The 21,139-nt window shown below is 62.1% G+C and carries 24 protein-coding genes; all 24 read right to left on the minus strand.

Features of this window, described 5'->3' with window-relative positions; all coding sequences use genetic code 11:
* Positions 1-230: 230 nt before the first annotated feature.
* The 24 genes from spo0A to spoIIIAB all read right to left on the minus strand — a co-directional run bounded on the left by spo0A (position 231) and on the right by spoIIIAB (position 21,139).
* Positions 231-1,052: a sporulation transcription factor Spo0A gene (spo0A, locus tag H7C19_RS31640; RefSeq protein ID WP_185673080.1), complete on the minus strand. Its 822-nt coding sequence runs from the start codon at positions 1,050-1,052 to the stop codon at positions 231-233.
* Between the two features lie 237 nt (positions 1,053-1,289).
* Entirely contained in the window at positions 1,290-2,618 is a 1,329-nt protein-coding gene (spoIVB, locus tag H7C19_RS31645) for a SpoIVB peptidase (protein ID WP_185673081.1), read from the minus strand.
* 125 nt (positions 2,619-2,743) lie between these two features.
* Positions 2,744-4,432, minus strand: a complete 1,689-nt coding sequence (gene recN, locus H7C19_RS31650; RefSeq protein WP_185673082.1) for a DNA repair protein RecN — start codon at positions 4,430-4,432, stop codon at positions 2,744-2,746.
* A 39-nt stretch (positions 4,433-4,471) separates the two neighbouring features.
* Entirely contained in the window at positions 4,472-4,921 is a 450-nt protein-coding gene (ahrC, locus tag H7C19_RS31655; RefSeq protein ID WP_185673083.1) for a transcriptional regulator AhrC/ArgR, read from the minus strand.
* Positions 4,918-5,385, minus strand: a complete 468-nt coding sequence (locus H7C19_RS31660) for a hypothetical protein (protein ID WP_185673084.1) — start codon at positions 5,383-5,385, stop codon at positions 4,918-4,920. Before H7C19_RS31660 ends, ahrC begins: the two co-directional genes overlap by 4 nt.
* Positions 5,386-5,550: 165 nt before the next feature.
* On the minus strand, positions 5,551-6,384 hold the full coding sequence (locus H7C19_RS31665) for a TlyA family RNA methyltransferase (protein WP_185673116.1): 834 nt from the start codon (positions 6,382-6,384) through the stop codon (positions 5,551-5,553).
* A 5-nt stretch (positions 6,385-6,389) separates the two neighbouring features.
* Positions 6,390-8,285, minus strand: coding sequence for a 1-deoxy-D-xylulose-5-phosphate synthase (dxs, locus tag H7C19_RS31670; RefSeq protein ID WP_185673085.1), 1,896 nt, complete (start codon positions 8,283-8,285; stop codon positions 6,390-6,392).
* Between the two features lie 271 nt (positions 8,286-8,556).
* The gene (locus tag H7C19_RS31675) at positions 8,557-9,483 is read right to left on the minus strand and encodes a polyprenyl synthetase family protein (protein ID WP_376775467.1); all 927 of its coding nucleotides are present in this window, start codon (positions 9,481-9,483) and stop codon (positions 8,557-8,559) included.
* 2 nt (positions 9,484-9,485) lie between these two features.
* Positions 9,486-9,752: an exodeoxyribonuclease VII small subunit gene (gene xseB / locus H7C19_RS31680; RefSeq protein WP_185673086.1), complete on the minus strand. Its 267-nt coding sequence runs from the start codon at positions 9,750-9,752 to the stop codon at positions 9,486-9,488.
* Entirely contained in the window at positions 9,749-11,110 is a 1,362-nt protein-coding gene (gene xseA / locus H7C19_RS31685; RefSeq protein WP_185673087.1) for an exodeoxyribonuclease VII large subunit, read from the minus strand. The genes xseB and xseA overlap by 4 nt, the downstream gene beginning before the upstream one ends.
* A 19-nt stretch (positions 11,111-11,129) precedes the next feature.
* On the minus strand, positions 11,130-11,987 hold the full coding sequence (gene folD, locus H7C19_RS31690) for a bifunctional methylenetetrahydrofolate dehydrogenase/methenyltetrahydrofolate cyclohydrolase FolD (RefSeq protein ID WP_185673088.1): 858 nt from the start codon (positions 11,985-11,987) through the stop codon (positions 11,130-11,132).
* Entirely contained in the window at positions 11,984-12,481 is a 498-nt protein-coding gene (nusB, locus tag H7C19_RS31695) for a transcription antitermination factor NusB (RefSeq protein ID WP_185673089.1), read from the minus strand. The genes folD and nusB overlap by 4 nt, the downstream gene beginning before the upstream one ends.
* Before the next feature lie 216 nt (positions 12,482-12,697).
* Entirely contained in the window at positions 12,698-12,928 is a 231-nt protein-coding gene (locus H7C19_RS31700) for a DUF2273 domain-containing protein (protein WP_185673090.1), read from the minus strand.
* A 16-nt stretch (positions 12,929-12,944) separates the two neighbouring features.
* Positions 12,945-13,508, minus strand: coding sequence for an alkaline shock response membrane anchor protein AmaP (gene amaP, locus H7C19_RS31705; RefSeq protein ID WP_185673091.1), 564 nt, complete (start codon positions 13,506-13,508; stop codon positions 12,945-12,947).
* A gap of 153 nt (positions 13,509-13,661) precedes the next feature.
* On the minus strand, positions 13,662-14,069 hold the full coding sequence (locus H7C19_RS31710) for an Asp23/Gls24 family envelope stress response protein (RefSeq protein ID WP_185673092.1): 408 nt from the start codon (positions 14,067-14,069) through the stop codon (positions 13,662-13,664).
* Between the two features lie 153 nt (positions 14,070-14,222).
* Positions 14,223-15,596, minus strand: coding sequence for an acetyl-CoA carboxylase biotin carboxylase subunit (accC, locus tag H7C19_RS31715; RefSeq protein WP_185673093.1), 1,374 nt, complete (start codon positions 15,594-15,596; stop codon positions 14,223-14,225).
* Between the two features lie 69 nt (positions 15,597-15,665).
* Positions 15,666-16,142, minus strand: coding sequence for an acetyl-CoA carboxylase biotin carboxyl carrier protein (gene accB, locus H7C19_RS31720; protein ID WP_185673094.1), 477 nt, complete (start codon positions 16,140-16,142; stop codon positions 15,666-15,668).
* A 246-nt stretch (positions 16,143-16,388) separates the two neighbouring features.
* On the minus strand, positions 16,389-17,210 hold the full coding sequence (locus tag H7C19_RS31725) for a SpoIIIAH-like family protein (RefSeq protein ID WP_185673095.1): 822 nt from the start codon (positions 17,208-17,210) through the stop codon (positions 16,389-16,391).
* 42 nt (positions 17,211-17,252) lie between these two features.
* On the minus strand, positions 17,253-17,903 hold the full coding sequence (gene spoIIIAG, locus H7C19_RS31730; RefSeq protein WP_185673096.1) for a stage III sporulation protein AG: 651 nt from the start codon (positions 17,901-17,903) through the stop codon (positions 17,253-17,255).
* A gap of 19 nt (positions 17,904-17,922) precedes the next feature.
* Positions 17,923-18,639: a stage III sporulation protein AF gene (locus tag H7C19_RS31735; protein ID WP_185673097.1), complete on the minus strand. Its 717-nt coding sequence runs from the start codon at positions 18,637-18,639 to the stop codon at positions 17,923-17,925.
* Positions 18,640-18,664: 25 nt separating this feature from the next.
* Positions 18,665-19,972 (minus strand): stage III sporulation protein AE, encoded by a 1,308-nt coding sequence (gene spoIIIAE / locus H7C19_RS31740; protein WP_185673098.1) that lies wholly within the window; start codon positions 19,970-19,972, stop codon positions 18,665-18,667.
* Between the two features lie 26 nt (positions 19,973-19,998).
* Entirely contained in the window at positions 19,999-20,388 is a 390-nt protein-coding gene (gene spoIIIAD, locus H7C19_RS31745) for a stage III sporulation protein AD (protein WP_185673099.1), read from the minus strand.
* 12 nt (positions 20,389-20,400) lie between these two features.
* Positions 20,401-20,604 carry a stage III sporulation protein AC gene (gene spoIIIAC / locus H7C19_RS31750; protein WP_019007235.1) on the minus strand — a complete coding sequence of 68 codons (204 nt, stop codon included), beginning with the start codon at positions 20,602-20,604 and terminating at the stop codon, positions 20,401-20,403.
* A 16-nt stretch (positions 20,605-20,620) separates the two neighbouring features.
* Entirely contained in the window at positions 20,621-21,139 is a 519-nt protein-coding gene (spoIIIAB, locus tag H7C19_RS31755) for a stage III sporulation protein SpoIIIAB (RefSeq protein WP_185673100.1), read from the minus strand.

Below are 21,139 nucleotides of genomic sequence, written 5' to 3' on the forward strand. Positions count from 1 at the left end.
GCGGACTTTTTCAGTGGCCCCGCGCAATTGCCGGGGCTCTTCAGAATGACACCGTTTCGATGGAAGACCGAGCGCGCATTTGCGCCCGATCTCATTCTGTTGCATGCTTGATGTCGCGCCATCGTTCCTTAAAGGCTTATCGCCATCATTGCGTGCGAGTTTATCGGAACCTCATCGATCAACGTCCGATAAATTACGCGAAAGCTCGTTCTGTCCAGTTACGACGGTTTTCAGCTCACCTTATGCTCGATCCGCAGCTTGTCCGCGACCATCGCGATGAACTCGGAGTTCGTCGGCTTCGACTTCGCGATGTTGATCGTGTAGCCGAACAGGTGGCTGATGCTGTCGATGTTGCCGCGTGTCCAGGCGACTTCGATCGCGTGGCGGATGGCGCGTTCGACGCGGGAAGGCGTCGTCTTGAACTTCTCGGCGATCGCGGGGTACAACGTCTTGGTAATGGCGCCAAGGATCTCGATGTTGTTGTAGACCATCGTGATCGCTTCGCGCAAGTACTGGTATCCCTTGATGTGGGCGGGGACGCCGATCTCGTGAATGATGCTCGTGATATTGGCGTCCAGATTCTTCGGCTTGCCGATGGGCACGATGTTCGATCGAATGCCGCCGCCGGAGATCGAAGCGGAAGCCGATACGGAACTGGCGGAGACGACGCTGTTGCCGGCCAGCTGCCGGATACGGTTGGCCAGCACATCCATGTCGAATGGCTTTAATATGTAATACGATGCGCCAAGCTGGACTGCTCGCTGCGTGATGTTCTCCTGGCCGAATGCGGTGAGCATGATGATCTTGGGCATGGGGGACAGGTTCAGCTCGCGTAATTTCTCCAGCACGCCAAGGCCGTCCAGATGAGGCATGATAATATCCAGAATCATCACATCCGGCACGAGCCGGCTCTCTTCCAGCTGGCGGATGACTTCTTCTCCGTTGTACGCTACCCCGACGACAGTCATGTCATCCTGATCTTCAATGTACTCGGACAGCAAATTGGTGAATTCACGATTGTCATCTGCAAGAAATACTTCGATCCGCGGCAAAGTTATATCCTCCCTCACTAGCTTAGATGGTTTAAGAAAACGCTCACCGTTTCCCTGATAATCCGAATTCGACAAACCGAACGCAATTCCTTCTGTGGAAAAATTTATTTCTTTATTTTTTTGATGATATCGCATATAATATTTATTTTGCGTCAATTCACGATGTTTTTCGTACATTTTCGACAAATGTTCGGATTGGGATCGCGCTGCGGTGAAAAATACAAACATCTAAGGCGTTTAGACCGCCTTAGATGTTACTTGATCGGGCTTCAGCATAATGCCGGCGTCCTGCAGCATCCATTCGATAAAGCAGCCGTAGCCGGATGTCGGATCGTTGACGAACACGTGGGTGACCGCTCCGACGAGCTTGCCGTCCTGCAAAATCGGACTGCCGCTCATCCCTTGTACGATGCCGCCCGTCCGTTCCAGCAGCTTCGGATCGGTGACGCGGATGACCATGCCTTTGGTGGCGGGCGACGTTTGCTTGGAGACATGAACGATCTGAATGCTGAATCGCTCCACCTTCTGGCCGTTGACGACGGTCCAGATCTCGGCCGGGCCTTCTTGGACTTCCTCCGCGAACGAGACCGGTACAGGCTCCGGATTGAGCGCATGTCCGGGCGGTTCGGTCATCTGCCCGAAAATGCCGAAAGAGGTGTTCCGCTCCACGTTGCCGAGCGTCTTGCTCTCGCGTACGAACTGCGCGCGCTTCTCTCCCGGTTCCCCGCTCTGGCTCTTGGAGATGGACGTGACGTTCGACTGCAGAATCTCGCCGCTGCCGACGCTGATCGGCGTCTGCGTGTCCATGTCGGTGATCACGTGGCCGAGCGCGCCGTAGACGCCCTGGTCGGGCGCGTAGAAGGTCAACGTGCCGACGCCCGCTGCGGAGTCGCGGATGTACAAGCCGAGACGCCATGCTTTGTCTTCATGGTCGAATGCGGGAGCAAGCGAAGTCTCGAACTGCGACTTGCCGCGCTGCACGACCAGCTTGAGCGGCTGTCCGGACTTGCCCGCTTGCTCGGCCAGTCCTGCGACCTTCTTCACGTCGTTCAGCGCTTTGCCGTTGATGGAGACGATGAGATCCCCGAGCTTCAGCTTCGCGTCTTCGCCGGGGGATACCCGCGAATCGCTGCCGGTCTGAACGAGATGATGGCCGACCACCATGATGCCGGCGGCTTTGACCTTGACCCCGATCGTCTGGCCGCCGGGAATGACCCGGAGGTCGGGAATGACTTGGAGCTTAACGGTCTTGAACGGAATACGGCCGAACAACCGCAGCTTGAGCTCGGTCATGCCGCTCTGCTTCGGTTGAATCGACAACGGATGGTTCAGATCCACTTGGAACTTGGAAGCCGCGGAACCGTTAACGGCGGCGACCTGGGGATCCAGACTGCCTTGAGCGTGAACCGGCATTGCGTAATCCAGGCGCTTGACTTGGCCTTCGAACAGCCGAAGCTCGTTCGGGAATGCCGCGAAATGCCGAATCGGAGCCGACGTCACCGCAGCGATCAGAAATAAGACGAGGACGATACCGAACCTGCGACGGAATGAGGACTTTCGGTTCAAGATCTCACGCTCCCCTACAGACTTCCCCGGCACAATCGTGAACCGCCGGCGACGTACCTATAAGGTAACCGTGCCCCCTCCGTTTTATGTTGCCGAAAACATTCCTTGAGCAACCGTTTTTCGCGTCAGCACGCGTTTTTTTGCCCTTCCGCCAACGAAAGCATTTCCTGCGCGTGATGCCTGGTTTTGTCCGTCACTTCCACCCCGCCGAGCATGCGAGCCAGCTCCTCCACGCGATCCTCGCGCGCCAGCTCCTTCACGGACGTCGCGGTGCGGCCGTCCTCGGTCACTTGCTTGCGGATCTCGTACTGGTAATCGGCCATGCAGGCCACTTGGGGAAGATGCGTAATGGCGAATACTTGGCAATGGCAAGAAAGACGGGACAGCTTCTCCGCGACCGCCTGCGCCGCGCGCCCGCTCACGCCGGTATCCACTTCGTCGAAGACGAGTACCGGAATCTGGTCGATGCGGGAGAAGATCGCCTTCAGCGCGAGCATGATGCGCGACATCTCGCCCCCGGACGCGATCCGGGCCAGCGGCTTTGGCGGTTCGCCCGGATTGGTCGAGAGCAGGAATTCCGCGAGATCCGAGCCCGTCGGGCTTAAGGTGCCGGACTCCAGCCGCACTTCGAAGATGGCGCGCTCCATCTGCAGATCCTTCAGCTCCGATTCGACCGCCCTCGCGAGCTGCCTGGAGACGTCGCGGCGAATGCCGGACAGCAGCTCCGCTTTAGCTTCGAGTTCGGCGCGCAGACGCTCCTCGGACTCGGACAACTCCTTGAGCCGTTCGTCCCGATTCTCCAGACGATCGGTCTCGGCCTGAATTCGGGCATGATAAGCCAAGATCTCCTCGACGCTCTCGCCGTACTTCCGCTTGAGACTGAACAGAAGGTCGAGCCGCTGCTCGATGTGCGATAGCCGTTCGGGATTGAATTCGATGTCGTCGCGATAGTCGCGCAGTTGATGAGCGACGTCCTCGGCATTGTAGAAGGCGGATTGCAGTTGCTCCAGCAGCGGCGACAGCCGGTCGGGATCGACTTTGACGATCTCCTCGAGGCGCGAGATCGCCTTGGACAGCACGGAGAGTCCCTTGGCGCCGTGCAGCAGGTCATACGCACCCGACGCGGCATCGGCGAGCTTCTCCGCATGGGCGAGCTTGCGCCGCTCTTCCGCGAGCGCCTCGTCCTCGCCGGACTTCAGGCGCGCTTCCGCGATCTCCTCCAGCTGGTAGCGGTAAAGGTCGAGCATCTGCATCTGCTGGCGCGTCAGGTCCTCTAGCTCCTTAAGCTCGCGGTTCACCGACACGTATTCCCGGTATTGGTCCTGATAAGCCGACTTCAACGGCTGAATCGCCTCCCCCGCGAACGAATCCAGCCATTCGAGGTGGCGGTCCGTTCGCAGCAGCGACTGATGTTCATGCTGGCCGTGGATATTGACGAGATGCTCTCCCGCTTCGCGTAGCATCGCCAGCGTCACGTGCTGGCCGTTGATCCGCGCGGCCGATTTGCCCTGCGCTTGCAGCTCCCGCCGAATGATGAGGGCCTCCTGGGGATCCCCCTGAATGCCGAGCCGCTGCAGCGCACCCCAGACCGGATGGCTCTCCGGCAGGTCGAATACGGCTTCCACTTCGGCGCGGTCGCAGCCGTGGCGGATCATATCCGCCGAGCCCCGGCCCCCGGCGACCAAGCCCATGGCGTCGATGATGATCGATTTGCCGGCGCCCGTCTCGCCGGTCAATACCTGGAATCCGCGGTGATACGACACCCGGATCCGCTCGATGACAGCCAAATTTCGTATGGACAGCTCCTGAAGCATCTATGGGATTCCTCCTCAGATTGAAGCCTGGCGGCAGCTTTACTTCATGATATCGTGAAAGCGGGCCACGATCGATTCGCCTTGCGCCTTGGTGCGGCAGATGAGCAGGATCGTATCGTCTCCGCCGATGGTGCCGATAATCTCGTTCCACTCCATGCCGTCCAGCAGCGCCGCGATCGTGCCGGCCGTCCCCGGCAGGCACTTGACGACGACCAGGTTCTCGGCCGCTTCGGCGTGCAGGAAGTGATCCAGCAGCGCGCGCTTCAGCTTGACCGTCGGATTGAAGCGCTGGTCCTGGGGCATCGAATATTTATAGCGCCCGTCTTCGAGCGGCGCCTTGATGAGCTGCATTTCCTTAATATCTCTGGAGACGGTCGCCTGAGTCACGTTAAAGCCTTGCCCGCGCAGCGCTTCGACCAGGTCTTCCTGCGTCTCGATCTCTCCCAAGCCGATCATCTCTCGAATCTTGCGTTGCCTCTGCCCTTTCATGCCTTCTCATCCTCCACTCGGAATCGTACCGTACGCAGCAGCCTGTCCTTCGGATCGGCTACGATGATGCCGTCGCATTCCGGGAACAGCAGCGCGTACGGCAGCAGCCGTTCCCTTAAGCCGCTGGCCGTCCAATCGATCGGCTGACGGGACCTCTCCAGCCGGACGAGATAATATCGATCCTCTTTGGCGGCGAAATAATCGAAATACAACCGGGTCGTCTGCACCGGACCGTCGTCCACGATGACCCCGAGCGGAACCCGGTGCTTGCCGGACAGCACCGAATACCCGTGCTCCTGCAGAAAATCGACCGCTTCGTCCGGCTCCACCTCGCCCGCTTGGGCGAGCTTGCGGAGCCGCGAGCTGGGCGGCTCGTGCAGCCAATTGTCAAAGCGACGCCAGATCCACCAACCGATCAACACAAGCGCGACGACGAATACCAGGCCATCTCCGAACCGATCCAAGCTCCCGCCCCCCTTGTCCTAACCTAGTTCGCGGCGGACAGGCCGAACTCCTGTCTGCGGACGCAAAAAACCGGAGCCGCCAAGCATGCGAACCGGCGCGATACCGGCCGTTCTTCGGCAGCTCCGGGGGACGGCAATCTGCCCGGATGATGGCATATGAGAAATTCAGCTTCCCTTGCGGAAGACGTTGCCCGCTTCGGCGACCACTTCGGCGATCCGGGACGAGAAATCCCGGTCCCCGGCGTTCGCCGGATCGCCGACGCGCCAGTAAGCGAGAAATTCGATGTTGCCTTCACCGCCGGTGATCGGCGAGAAGGTCAACCCCTGCAGGTCGAAGCCCAACTCCGCGGCCGAACGCAGCACCTCGCGCAGCACCTGCTGGTGCACCGAAGCGTCGCGCACGACGCCGGACTTGCCGACCTGCTCGCGTCCGGCTTCGAACTGCGGCTTGATCAGGGCGACCGTGCCGCCCCCGATCGGCAGCAGCGGCGCCAGCGCGGGCAGGATCAGCTTCAACGAGATGAAGCTGACGTCTATGCTCGCAAAGACGGGCGACGGGCCCTCGAGCTGGTCGAACGTCATATGCCGGAAGTTGGTTCGCTCCATGACGCGTACCCGTTCGTCGTTGCGAAGCGACCAATCCAGCTGATTGTAGCCGACGTCGATCGCGTAGACGAAGGAAGCTCCGTTCTGCAGCGCGCAATCCGTAAATCCGCCGGTCGAGGCGCCGATGTCGAGCATGACCGCGCCTTGCAGGTCAAGTTCGAATTGGCGGATTGCCTTCTCCAGCTTCATGCCTCCCCTGCTGACGTAGGGGTGAGGCGCGCCTTTGACGGCGAAGGCGGCGTCTCGGGGCACTTTGGTGCCGGCCTTGTCGATCCGCTCGGTCCCGATGAAGACGAGCCCGGCCATGATGGCGGCCTTCGCCTTCTCCCTGCTCTCGAAGTAACCCCGCTCGACGAGGAGGACGTCCAGCCTTTCCTTGGCGTTCGTCGTCATCGGGCTCAAGTCGCCGTCGCCCGCTGCCGCTTCAGGACGGTAGCGGCGCGCAGTTCCTGGGCTACGTGCTCCGCCGTCAAGCCGACTTCCGCACGCTGCTCCTTGATGCTCGCATGCTCGATGAACCGGTCGGGTACGCCGGCGATCCGCACGGCAGGATGGAGGTCGCGCTCCGCATAGAATTCCAGCACCGCTCCGCCCATGCCGCCGCTCATGGACCCTTCCTCCAGGACGAGCATCGGCATATGTTCCTGTTCCAGCTTCAGCAGCATCTCTTCGTCGAGCGGCTTCACGAACCGCGCGTTCACGACGCGCACGTTCAAGCCGTCCCGCTTCAGCAGCTCCGCCGCCTCTTCGGCGACCTGGACCATCGGTCCGATAGCGAGGATCGCCGCAAAGTCGCCTTCGCGGACCGTCTCCCACTTGCCGATCGGGATCGGTTGCGGGTCCGGGTCGAGCGCGACGCCGACGCCCGCTTCGCGCGGATAGCGAACGGCGATCGGGCCTTGATTGTAGTCGACGGCCGTCTTCAGCATGCGGCGCAGCTCGTTCTCGTCCTTCGGCATCATGAGCACCATATTCGGGATATGGCGCAGGAAGGCGATATCGTATACGCCCTGGTGCGTCTCGCCGTCCCCGCCGACGAAGCCGGCGCGGTCGATCGCGAAGACGACGTTGGCGTTGTGGCGGCAGATGTCGTGAACCACTTGGTCGTAGGCGCGTTGGAGGAAGGTCGAATACACCGCGAACACGGGCTTCATCCCCTCCATCGCGAGCGCGGCCGACATCGTCGCGGCATGCTGCTCCGCAATGCCGACGTCGTACATCCGGTCGGGGAACCGCTGGGCGAACCCGAGCAGGCCGGAGCCTCCCGGCATCGCGGGCGTGACGGCGACGATGCGCTTATCCTTCTCCGCCAGCTCGATCAGCATATTGCCGAACACTTCGGTATACATCGGCGGACCGACGGGCTTCAGCACTTGGCCGGATTCGATCTTGTAGGAGCCCGTGATCCCGTGCCACTTGTGGGAGTCGGCTTCGGCAGGGGAGTAGCCCTTGCCCTTGACCGTCAGCACGTGCACGAGCACCGGTCCGTTGACCTTGTCGGCCTGGCGGAACGTATCCATGAGCTTGTCGAGGTCATGCCCGTCGACCGGTCCGAAGTACTTCAAGCCGAATTCCTCGAACAGCATGCCCGGCACGACCAGATATTTGAGACTGTCCTTCAGCCGCTCGGCGGTCTTGGCGAGACGCCCGCCGATCGCCGGCACTTTGCGGAGCAGCCATTCGAACTCGTCCTTCGCCTTGCGGTAAGTCTTGTCGCTGCGGACTTTGCCCAGGTAGTTGTGGAGGGCGCCGACGTTCGGCGCGATCGACATCTCGTTGTCGTTCAGCACGACCGTGAGCTTGCGCTTCTCGTGGCCGATATGGTTCAGCGCCTCGAGCGCCATGCCGCCGGTGAGCGCGCCGTCTCCGATGACGGCGATCACCTTGTTGTGCGCCCCCTTCAGGTCGCGCGCCAGGGCCATGCCCATCGCCGCCGACAAGGAGGTGCTGCTATGCCCCGCTTCCCAGACGTCGTGCTCGCTCTCCGAGCGTTTGACGAAGCCGCATAGACCGTCCTTTTGGCGCAGCGTATCGAACCGGTCCTTCCGGCCGGTCAGCATCTTGTGCACATATGCTTGATGCCCCACGTCAAATAGGAATTTGTCCGAGGGGCTGTCATATAAGTAATGTAAGGCAAGCGTCAATTCCACGACCCCGAGATTGGGGGCCAGGTGGCCGCCGGTGACCGACAGCTTCTCGATCAGGAATTGTCGGATTTCTTGAGCCAACTGCGGAAGCTCGGGTGTAGACAGCTGCTTCAAGTCAGTTGGGCTATGGATGCGGTCGAGCAGCAAATGGGGTTCCCCGCTTTCCCGAAAATGACGATTCTCGCGCGCGTTACGCGAAGCCGTAACGGCGTCGAGATCGATCGTCGGATTTGAAGTACCGTTATTATATCATATTATGAAAATAAACCCCAAGCGGAAGGGCTATTCATTTCCAATCTTGGCGAACTTTGTTCGACTTTAGCCGGCGGACGGGCGCAAACCGGCAAAAAAAAGAATCCCGGGCGCTTCCGAAAAGCGCGGCGCCTCCGCTATCGGGACGCTTGCCGGGATTGCCGAGTCAGTAATCGCGTGCCATCATGTGCCGAGCAAGCTGAACGAGGCGTTCGGGCTTCGGCAGTCCGGCCGACAGGACGGCTTGGATCGCCTCCTCCGTCAGCTGCCGCACGCGCCGCTCGCTCTCTTCCAATCCGATCAGATAGGGGTAGGTTACTTTGCCTTGCCGCTCGTCGCTGCCTTTGGGCTTGCCGAGCTTGGCTTCGTCCCCGGAGACGTCCAGGACGTCGTCGTGGATCTGGAAGGCGAGGCCGACGTTGCGGCCGAATCGCTCGAGCGCCTCCAACTGCCGTTCGGTCGCGCCGGCGGCATGGCCGCCCGCCCGCAGCGAGAAGGCGATCAAGTCGCTGGTCTTGTGCAGGTGGATATGCTCAAGCTGCTCGAAGGAAGTGATGCCCTGCTCCCCCTGCATATCGTCCGCCTGTCCGCCTACCATGCCGGCAAGACCGGCGAAGCGGCTCAGTTCGGAGACGACGACGAGCGCGCGATCGGCAGGCACGCCGAGCGCGGGCGCTTGCGCGGCCACATGGAAAGCGTGCGTGAGCAGACCGTCGCCGGCGAGAATCGCCATCGCTTCTCCATAAACCTTGTGGTTCGTTGGCAGTCCCCGGCGATAGTCGTCGTTGTCCATCGCCGGCAGATCGTCGTGGACCAGCGAATAGGTGTGGACCATCTCGACCGCCAGCGCGAACGGCAGCGCGCGCGCTTCGGCCGCCGCGTCCCCGCCGACCGCTTCGGCCGCAGCCAGGACCAGAATCGGCCGCAGCCGCTTGCCCCCGGCGTTCAGCGAATACATCGCCGCTTCGCGCAGCGTCTCGTTCACCCGCCACGCGGCGGGAATGACGCTCTGCAGCGCGGCTTCGACCCTCTCGGCTTGGGCGGCCAGGTAGCCGCGAATATCCCGAACCTCATCTTCCGTTTGCACTGTCACGTTTACTCCCCTTTGTCTCCGCCGGCCTCATCGCGCTGCGGGGCGAACGGTTTGCGCTGCAAGCCGTCCCCGTCCTCGATCAGCATCTCGATGCGGCGTTCCACTTGTTCGAGCTTCTGTCCGCAGAGCTTCGACAAGGCCATCCCTTCCTGGTAAAGCTCGATCGCCGTCTCGAGCGGAACGTCTCCGCTCTCCAAACGCGCCACGATGCCTTCGAGCCGTTCCATCGCCTCTTCGAAAGAGAGCGCCGTTTCCCCGTTGCTGCTCATCCTGGTTCTACCTCCCCGTGCAATCCCCATATCTGACAATCCAGCTTGCCGTCGGCGAGCCGCACCCGGATCAGGTCCCCCGGCTGCACTTCTTCGACGGAGCGGATCAGCGTCTTCTCCTGCTCGTCATAGACGAGACTGTAGCCTCTGGCCATGACCTTCAGCGGACTGAGCGCATCGAGCTGGCGGATGGCCGAGCCGAAGGCGTCCTGCCGTTCGCGCAGCGTGCGCCGCATCGCGAGCTCGAGCGCCCGCACCGCGGTCGTCGTTCGCCTGCGCGCATAGACGACCTGCTCCGAAGGGTTGGCCGCGGCCAACCGGCCCGCCAAGCGCGCGATACGTTCCTTCGCCCGGCCGGCGCTGCCCTCGGTGCGGTAGCGCAGCCGGTCTCGCAGCCGGTCGAGCCGCTCGGCCTGCGCCAGCAGCGCCCGCCTCGGCTGCGTGAAGTACGGCGATCGGGCCGCATGCTGATACCGCTCCCGCGCCCGTCCGAGCTGAAGTCCCAGCGACTTGGACATCCGCTGCTCCAGATGGGCGAGCCCCTGTCGCAGCTCCGTCATGTGCGGGACGGCCAGCTCCGCCGCCGCCGTCGGCGTTGCCGCCCGAAGGTCGGCCGCGAAGTCGGCGATCGTGAAGTCCGTCTCGTGGCCGACCGCCGAGATGACGGGAATGACGGACGCGCGGATGGCGCGGGCCACGATCTCCTCGTTGAACGCCCACAACTCCTCCAGCGAACCGCCGCCCCGGCCGACGATGAGCACGTCGACTTCGCCCAGCCGGTTCATCGTCGCGATCGCCTTGGCGATCGACGGCGCCGCGCTCTTCCCCTGCACCGATACGGGGTGCAGCAGGATCGGCACGGACGGGTGCCGGCGCTGCAGCGTGATTATAATATCGCGAACCGCCGCGCCGGTCGGCGACGTGATGACGCCGATCGCCCGGGGATACCGGGGAATCGGGCGCTTCGCCGCTTCGTCGAACAGACCTTCGGTTTCGAGTTTTTTCTTCAATTGCTCGAACGCCAGATACAAGCTCCCGATCCCGTCCGGCTGCATCGCCGTGACGTAGAACTGATATTGGCCGTCCCGTTCGTAGACGGAGACGCCCCCCCGCGCCAGCACTTTCATGCCGTCCTTCGGACGGAAGGGGAGACGCTGGTTGTGCGAGGCGAACATAATGCTCTTCAGGCGCCCGCTCTCGTCCTTCAGGGTGAAGTACATATGCCCGCTGGAATGATGCGTGAAGTTCGAGATCTCCCCGCGCAGCCAGACGTCCTGCAGCTGCTGGTCGCCCTCGAGCTTCATCTTGATGTAGCGGTTAATATCGCGAATGCCAAGTACGCGAGCAGGCTGCTCCATCTTCCCCGCCTCCCTGCGTTTAAGCGATGCCGTGCGTCCGTTTGGCCGACTTCAGCGTGTTCAGCATCAGCATCGTGATCGTCATCGGACCGACGCCGCCCGGGACGGGCGTAATCCAACCCGCGACCGGCGCCACGTCTTCATAATCCACGTCTCCGCACAGCTTGCCGTTCTCGAGCCGGTTCATCCCGACGTCGATGACGACCGCGCCGGGCTTCACCCAGTCGCGCTTGACCAGTTGAGCGACGCCCACCGCGACGACGAGAATATCCGCCTGCCGCGCCATCTCCTGCAAATTCGGCGTCCGCGAATGGCACACCGTGACCGTCGCGTTCTCCCGCAGCAACAGCATCGAGACCGGTTTGCCGACGATGTTGCTGCGGCCGATGACGACCGCATGCTTGCCCGCCGGGGCGTTGCCCGTCCGCTTCAGCAGTTCGATCACGCCCGACGGCGTGCAAGGCAGAAGCGCTTCGTCTCCGATCATCAGATTGCCGACGCTGACCGGATGGAAGCCGTCGACATCCTTGTCCACGGAGATCGCGTCGATGACGGCCTTCTCCTGGATATGCCCCGGCAGCGGCAGCTGCACGAGAATGCCGTGAATGGAAGCTTGCGCGTTCAGGCGGTCGATGAGCGCGAGCAGCTCGTCCTGCGAGGTCGAAGCCGGCAGCCGGTGAACCTCGGAGTAGAAGCCCAGATCCTCGCAAGCCTTCGCCTTGTTCCGGACGTAGACTTGGGAGGCCGCGTCTTCGCCGACGAGGACGACGGCCAGTCCCGGCCGGACGTCCTTGTCGCGCAGACGCGCGACCTCGCCCTTGATCTCTTCCCGAATCGTATCCGATATGCGTTTGCCGTCGATGATCTGCGCGCTCATTCCGGTTCGCCCTCCCGCGTCGTCTTCTCTTCTTCCCCGGTTGCGGCCGCGGCGGACGAACCGCCGTCCCGTTCGCGAATGAGCCGTCCGAGGACGCCGTTCACGAACTTCCCGGACTCGTCCGTCCCGAAATGCTTCGCGAGCTCGATCGCTTCGTTGACGACGACCTTGTGAGGCACGTCCTTGCGGTGGTTCATCTCGTAGACGGCCAGGCGAAGGATCTGCCGGTCCACCCGCGACAGCCGATCGACCTGCCACCCCGTCAGATAGCCGGCGAGCGCTTGGTCGAGCTCCTCTTTGCGGCTCGTCACGCCCGCGACCAATTCGCGCGTAAAGGCATCCACCGCCGCCAGGCCGCCGACATCCGCCTCGATCTCATTGTCTTGGCGCGCTTCCTCCATGACGGTATCGACCGCCACTTGCGTTTCTACGCCGTTCATTTCCATTTGGTACAAGCTCTGTACCGCAATTTCCCTAGCCAATCTGCGTTTCATGAATCCTCCCGAGGGTAGTCGTGATATCACACTAGCATTCCAAATCGGCTTCCTCGTTCCCCGCGGGGAACGAAAACTTGATATCGGTGACGATCCGGAAAAGGATAGGCGAATACCTATCCGCTTAGGAATCCTTAAAAAAGTTGGAGCCGTCCCGCCCCCGCGCATCGTCGGATCCGCGGACGAATCCGCATGGGCAAGAAGGCTTCTACTGGATTAACGAGAACGCGGCCAACGATCCGTCAGCCAATTCATCAGCCGGTTCCAAGGCAGGAGCGGACCGCGCTTCTCGTCCTTATGTTTGCCGATTCCAAATCCAATGCCGACGAGCAGCGCGCAGAACAGCATATCCCAGAATCCGCTGATCAAATAAATGAGTCCGCACAGCAGCCCCGCCGCGACGCCGCTCGCCCTTCCCCCGTAGGTCTCCCACCATTCTCTCCACATGGGCGGATCTTACCCCCTATTCCACGCGGCTCTTGAACGTGGTTGGCGCCTGCGTCAGATTGGCGATAAAGACCGACACGTCCGCTACCGGAATGCCGGTTGTCTCTTCGATCTGTTCGGATACCGTGCGCTGCATCTCTTCGGACAGAGTCGGAATCGAGCCCTCGCCGTCCACGAAGGCGCGGATCGTAATGTGGAGCCCCGCTTCCCCGACCCTGACGCGAGCGCGCAGATCCTTCACGCCGCGCGAGCGCGAAGCGGCTTTCAGCACGAGATTCTCGACCGTCTCGACCGAGATCTGGATATCGCCGTGCTCCGTGCGTTGGTTGATCGAGGGCGCGTTGTTGCCGCCGCGGCTGAGCGACACGACGAAGAACCGGAGGCTGATCAGGAACAGCAGGACGGCGACGATGAGGACAGTCGCTTGGGCCACTCGATACCCGCCGGTGATGTCGTCCACGACTTCTTTGAGCCATACGGTTTTGAATCCGCCTGCCGCCACGATCACGGCCGTTACCGTCGCGGCTCCGATGACCAAGCTATAAAGAAACAAGAGCAGCCTGTCCAACATTTTCATCAACGAGTGTCTCCTCCAGTCCTGTCCAAACAAATAACCCTCAACTTGCGGAAAAAGCGCCAGACGACCTACACCTCGGAAGGGTAGGCCATCACGGCGCCGGCACCCGCGAGTCGGAAGCGACGTACGCGCGCAAGCTTCATGCCTACGCCGACGTTATCGGACACGCGTATGCGTTTCGTCTTCTTCGATTTTCTCGGCTGCCTTGAAGTGCACGTCATGAATATGCACGTTCACTTCCACGACGTGCAAGCCGGTCATGGTCTCGATGGAGCGCTTCACGTTGCGTTGGATCTCTGCCGCGATCTCGGGGATCCGCCGGCTGTATTCCACGATGATCGACACGTCGATCGCCGCTTCCCGCTGACCCACTTCTACCTTGACGCCTTTGGACAGGTTCTTGCGCCCCAGCAGCTCGGCGATGCCGGAAGAGATGCCGCCGCTCATGCCGGCGACGCCTTCTACTTCAACGGTCGCAAGCCCGGCGATAATCTCGATGACTTCAGGCGCGATCTGAATGGTTCCCATGTCGGTCCGTTCATAGTCAGACACCAATGTTTCCATACGTCATTCCACCTCCTCCATGCGTTCAAAGCCAAGGTCGGCCAGGCTTTAACTACACTATTATTACTATATCAAAGCGCGGGAATTATGACAAACCTAGCGCATGGATTTGGGCCATACGCACGGCGGTCCTTCAACGATCCATAATTCCTTCTACAGCTCCGCCTCGCCCGCATAGGGATCGTTGACATCGTGTTCCTCCAGGAACTTGATGTCGAACGTCCCCTTGTTGAAGATCGGATGATCCAGCAGCTTCAGATGGAACGGAATCGTCGTCTTGACGCCTTCGATGAGGAACTCGCCCAGCGCGCGGCGCGCGCGGGCGATCGCTTCCTCGCGGGTCGGTCCCCAGACGATCAGCTTGGCGATCATCGAATCGTAGTGCGGAGAGATCAAATACTGCGGGTAGGCGGCGCTATCCACGCGCACGCCCGGTCCGCCCGGAGGCAGATAGAAGCCGATGCGGCCGGGAGACGGCATGAAGTTGCGGTCCGGATCCTCGGCGTTGATGCGGCATTCGATCGCCCATCCGTCGAAGCGGACCTGCTCCTGCGTGAAGGAGAGCGGCGCCCCCTCGGCGACGGAGATCATCTCTTTGATCAGGTCGATGCCGGTGATCATCTCGGTCACCGGATGCTCGACTTGGATTCGGGTGTTCATCTCCATGAAGTAGAACTGGCCGTCCGGTCCGAGCAAGAATTCGATCGTGCCCGCGCCGGAGTAGTTCACGGCCTTGGCCGCGCGAACCGCGGCTTGGCCCATCCGTTCGCGAAGCGCCGGCGTCATGACCGGGCAAGGCGCTTCCTCGACCAGCTTCTGGCGGCGACGCTGCACGGAGCAGTCGCGTTCGCCGAGGTGGCAGACGTTGCCGTGCTTGTCCGCGATGATCTGGATCTCGACGTGCTTCATGCCCGTCAGGAATTTCTCCAGGTAGACGCCGGCGTTGCCGAACGCCTTCTCCGCTTCTTGCTGGGCGGTCGTGATCTCGCGCACGAGCATCTCTTCGTCGTCGGCCAGCCGGATGCCCCGGCCTCCGCCCCCGGCGGTCGCCTTGATGATGACCGGATATCCGATCTGGCGCGCGACTCGGACCGCTTCGTCGATATCGTCGACCAAGCCGTCGGAGCCCGGTATGACCGGGACGTCGGCTTCCTTCATCGTCTGCTTCGCGACCGACTTGTCGCCCATCCGGCTGATCGCGTCCGAAGAAGGTCCGATGAACGTAATATGACACGTTTCGCAGATGTCCGCGAAATCGGCGTTTTCCGAGAGAAACCCGTATCCGGGGTGAATGGCGTCGCATTCGGTTAGCGTCGCGACGCTCATGATATTCGTTAAGTTCAAGTAGCTATCCTTTGAAGCAGTCGGCCCGATGCAGTAAGCTTCGTCCGCCAAGCGCACGTGCAGCGACTCGCGATCGGCTTCGGAATACACCGCCACGGTCGAGATCCCGAGCTCGCGGCAGGCGCGAATGATGCGGACGGCGATCTCGCCGCGGTTGGCGACCAGGATTTTATGAATGTTCAAGGCAAAGGTCCCCCTTAGTTGTCCCCGGCTCCCGTCGCGCAGCTGGCCACGGTCCGGGAGCATCGGCGGTTATTCCGGTTTGACGAGGAACAGCGGCTGGCCGTACTCGACGAGTTGGCCGTTCTCGACCAGAATCTCGACGATCTCGCCCTTCACTTCCGCTTCCAGAGGGTTCATCAGCTTCATCGCTTCCAGAATGCAAACGACCGTCTTCTCGTGGACTTTGTCGCCCGCGTTCACGAAGGACGGCGCGTCCGGGGAAGGCGCGCGGTAGAACGTGCCGACCATCGGCGATGCGATCGGATGCAGGCCGGAACGGTCCGGACCCGCTGCGGGAGCGGTCTCCGCTGCGGCGGGCGCGGCGATCGGGGCTTGGGCGGCAGGGACGTATGTATGCGCGATCGGAGCGGTCTGCACGTTCACGACTTCGGTGCGGCCGGGCTTGCGGATCGCGAGGCGGGTTCCCTCGTTCTCGATCTCCAGTTCCTGTACGGAAGTTTGATCCACCAATTTGATCAGTTCTTTGATTTCGCTCAATTTAAACATTCGTCGGACACTCCTTGGCTTTCGGTTATATCCGTCTCGCGCGTAGGGCGGCATCGGCTTCGGCCGGTCCGCGTCGCGAGCGGAGACGATTCAGATGAAGGAACGGCGAATCGTCGGCTTGCTGAATCGCGAACGAAGCTTGTTCGTACCCATAACGGACTTATTATAACATAATCGATCAAAATGGAAAGAGCCGGTCAGCGCCCGGCTCTTTCCCGCTCCGCGCCTACAGAACGCGGTCGATCTTTATTGAATGTATTGGACCGAAATGCGGTCCGGCGTGACGGCCAGCTCCTTGGTCGCGAGGGAAACGATCTTCACGGCTTGCTTGGCTTCGAGCTTGGCGGCTTGAACGACGACCTTGTAGTGGCTGTCGTCCTCTTCCACGACCGCGTTGCCGTAGTCGGTAACCAGCTTCTCTTCGAGGCTCGTGATGCGCTGTTCGACCATATCGATGCGGCTTTGCTCCTCCGCGGCCGCGGCAGCTTCTTCGGGCGTGGCCTTCGACGTGGCGGCGAGTACCGCGTTCAGCTCTTCCAGCCGCTTGGAGACCTTGATCTCCCGCTGCAGCTGGGCGTTGTCGAAGTACTCGCGGCCCGTCAGGTTCGTCATGCCCTTGAGCACTTCTTTGTCTTCCGGCGTCGCGGCGCCGTCTTTGCCCGCTTCCGGAGAAGCCGCTGCTTCCTTTCCTTTGTCCGGCGAAGCGGAGGCGCCTTTGCCGACATCCGGAGATGCCGAAGCGTCCTTGCCCGTATCGGGGGACGCCGCGGCGTCTTTGCCCGTTCCCGGCGCGGCCGAAGCGTCCGGAGACGCCGCCGCGTCCTTGCCGTCGCCGCTCGCTTGCGGATCGTCCAGCGGGTTCGTGCCGTCGACTTCCGTCACTTGGACGCCGCCTTCGTTCAGCGAGCCGGATGCCTTGGCGGCGTCCGGTCCCTGCGTCTCCTGCTGCTGCGCTTGGCCGACCGGCTTGCCGGCAGGCGCATCCTCGGTGAACAGATAATACGCGGAGAGAATCACCATCAGGGAAAGCATCGATACGAGCCAGATCGTTTGCCGTTTGTTGTTCATAGCTACTTGACCTCCTAATTGATTCGTTTGGAATGATACGATCTATAGCTTGCGCGGCACGACGGAGATCCGGTGGATCGGAACGTCCAGACCGCTTGCTATCGCTTCGGCGATCATGCGGTGTACGGTCGCGTTCTCCGCGCCCTTCGCCACGATGAGCACCCCTCTGATGCGGGGTTTCACCTTCTTGACGACGATGGGAGACTTGCCGCCGGACACTTCGTAGAGGACGACTTGGCCGTCTTGGGTCACGTCGGTAATATGGCGTCTGGCGCCGTTCTTGTCCGTCTCGTCGGTAATTTGCTGCGTCTTCTTCTCGTTGAGCTGGACGACGGTCTCTTCCGTTGATTCGACGGTCACCATGACGTCCGTCGTGCCCACTCCCACGATATTCTCGAGCATCTCCTTGAGCCGGCTGTCCAACTGCGTCTCGATCTCGGCGAACGGATCGTCCTTGCCGTCGCCCGTGCCGAGGAACGTCTCCTGCTGCGCTTGCGGCACGTCGGTGTCGTGCGGCGGATTAATCTCGTTTCCCGAAGGCGGCACGGTCTTTACGTTCACGTACGAAGCGACGAGGAGGAGCACGGCGCCGATCAATCCGATGAGCACCAGCCAGCGAAACGCCTTGACCCGCTTCGGCCCTCCCGGACCGCCTCCGATGAACGTCTCCAATTGCTGCAGCCATTTGGCCATGGCACACCCCCTCCCGTCGTTAGTACGGATCGCCCGGCGCGGGCGTGATGACCCGGATCGCGTTCGTCGATACGCCGAACCGGCTCGCGACGACCGCCGCTATGCGATTCTGCTCCGCCCGGTCGGCCTCCGCCGGCGCGGGCGACGCCGAAGCGGCCGGGTCCGCATCCTTCGGCGACGCGGACGGCTGGACCGAGATGTCAGGCACCTCCACCGTGACCGGCGCGACGGGCGCGACATCGCCGATGGCGCCGCCGCTTCTCTTGCCCGCATCCGCCGCCTCCGAGCCGGCGCGAAGCTGAATGGTCACGCCCGTCAATTGCGCCCCGCCGTCGGCCAGGCGCGAGAGCTCGACCGATACTTTGTCGACCGCCGCGCCCGCCTCCTGCTCGACCGCGTCCCGAATCTGCCCCTCCAGGCGCACCGCTGCGATTCGGGCCGCCTGATTCTCCTGCGAGATCCGCAGCCGGCCCGCCTCGGCCTCGATCTGAGCCAGCTGGCCCGCGGCTTGATCGGGCTGCCGCTCCGCCGCGTCGATGCCCGCCGCCAGCTTCGTGCCGAAGTCGCCTTTGATCCATTGAAGCATCGGCGTCGCGACCGTCAGCAGAATGAACAATCCGGCGACCAGGCGCACGTACCGCTGCATCGTCCGGTTCGGGAGGAGCAGATCGATGAGCGAAGCGAGCAGGACGACCGCCACGATCTGCTTCAGCCAGCCGGCCAGCGCATTCATCATCTCGATTCCCTCCCGCCGGACGCCGCTAGCGCATCAGGATCGACGCGTTCCCCGCGGTCAGGATGATCGTGACCGCCAGGAAAAACATCAGCCCGACCGAAGCGAGCGCCGCGAACACATAGATGAGCGTCTTGCCGATCGTCTGCAGGCACTGCACGATCGGGGTGTCGCCGAGCGGCTGCAGGACCGCCGCGGAGACGTTGTAGATCAGCGCCAGCGTCAGGATCTTGATCGCCGGGAACGCGCAGAGGAAGAGCAGAATGACGACGCCGGCGATGCCGACCGCGTTCTTGACGAGCATGCTGGCCGTCAGCACCGTATCGGCCGCATCGGAGAACATCCGTCCGACGACCGGCACGAAGTTGCCGGTGACGAACTTCGCCGTCCGCAGCGCGATGCCGTCGGTGACCGCGCCCGTCGCGCCTTGGACGGAGAGGACGCCGAGGAACAGCGTGAGCATCGTGCCCAGCAAGCCTACCGAGATGCTGCGCAGCAAGTTCGCGAGCTGCGTGACCTTGAAGCGGTCCGAGATGGTGCTGGTCAGATGCAGCACGGCCGAGAAGAACAAGAGCGGGAACACGACCAGGTGAATGAGCGTCCCGATCGTATGAATCATGAAGACGATCAGCGGATGAAGCACGGCTACCGTCGTCAACCCTCCGGTGCTCGCGAGCAGCGTGAGCAGGAGCGGAATCATCGAGAGCATGAACTGCACCATGTTGCCGATCGCGTCGGCCGCATAGGTCGTCGCCGTCCGGAAACTGTTGACCGCGATGATCAGCAGCACCATATATGCCACCGCGTAAGCGACCCGGCTGACCGTATTGCGTTCGAACGCGCTCTGCATCGTCTCCAGAATCATCGCGAAGACGGCCAGCAGGACGATCGTGACGAGCAGCTTGCCGCTATACAGCACCTCGTGCAGGAAGAACCGGGCGAGGCCTCCGAGCGCTTGCTTCACGTCCCAGGACTTGCCTTGGGGGAACATGAGCTCCTTCAGCTCGGGTACTTGCCCGTCCGGGAAATAGCCGCCGTACTGCCCTTTAAGGCGGTCCCAGAACTGTTCGATCTGCCGCAGGTCGATGTCGCCCGCCTGCTCCTCCGCGAGCTCGCCGGCCATCTGACCGGCTCCGCCCGCCGACGGCGCGGCGGAAACTGGCGCATCCGGCGCCCGATAAGGCTCGACCTCGCTGCCGGCCGAAGGCGCGCCCCGCGAGCCGCCCGCCGCGCCCGCAAAAGCGGGCGTAGGCAGCAGCGACAGCAGCATGGCCGACAGCAGCAGCAGGAACGGCAGCCAGCCCGATCTTCGCGCCGTCAACAGCTGGCGTCTCATCCGTTCCCCCTCCTGTCCGGCCTTCGTCACGCCGGAAGCAGGCCCAGCACCGTCTCGATGATGACGCTGATGATCGGCACCGCCATGACAAGGATCAACATTTTCCCGGCGAATTCAATCTTGGACGCCACGCTCTCCATCCCCGCGTCCCGCACGATCTGGGCGCCGAATTCGGCGATATAGGCGATCCCGATAATCTTGAGCATCGTCTTGAGATATACCGTCTGGATGCCGGACCGGTCCGCCAACTCCTCCAGCACCGTAACGACGCCTTCGATCTTGCCGATCAGCGCCAGGAATACGGCGACGCCGAAGAAGGCGGCGAGCAAGAAGGCGAACATCGGCTTCTGCTCGCGGATGACGAGGATGAGGATGGTCGTGAGCAGCCCGATCCCGACGATCTGAAGAATGTCCACCTTCTCACCCGCTTACTGGAACAAGAAAATCGTCTTGATCTCTTGAAACAAATCGTTGAGCAAGCGCACCACCATGAACAGCACGACGACGAACCCGATGACCGTGACCCAGTGCGCCATGTCTTCTTTGCCCATCTGCTTCAGCACAGTGTGGATCATGGCGACGATGATGCCGATGCCTGCGATTTGGAATATGGTGCTGACGTCGATGTTCATGAATACGGGCCCCCTACTACATCATGAGGATGACGACCAGGGCGGCCGCGAGCACCCCTAGGCTTCGGCACAGCTTCTCGTACCGCTGCTGATCTTCGCGGGCTGCCGCTTCCTCCGCCTGCAGCTGGTGCATGGCGAGCCGCAGATGCTTCAGCTGGTCTTCCCGCCCGCTCCCGCCCAGCGTCCCGCCGAGGCGGAGCATCGCGTCGCGTTCAGCCGGCCTCATCGCCGTGGCGGACCACCCGGAGCGGAACGCCTTCTCCCAGCTGTCGCGCACCGTCCCGCCCGATGCGGACTGCAACGAAGCGGCCGTCTCCGCGAACAAGCCCGAGAGCGGCGGCGGCAGCACCTGCGCGATTCGCGCGAGCGCTTCGGGCAGCGGCGTCTGTCCGTAGCCGATCTCCGTCTCCATCCGCTGCAGGGCGTGCAGGAGATGCCGGATCTGCCTCGGCCGCTCCGCGAATCGCGCCGCCTGCACGAATCCGATCATCGTCCCCGCGAACAGCACCAGCGCCGCGCCGATCAGCTTAAGCAC

It is taken from the genome of Cohnella nanjingensis, from assembly GCF_014212125.1.
In the GTDB taxonomy this organism is placed as follows: domain Bacteria; phylum Bacillota; class Bacilli; order Paenibacillales; family Paenibacillaceae; genus Cohnella; species Cohnella nanjingensis.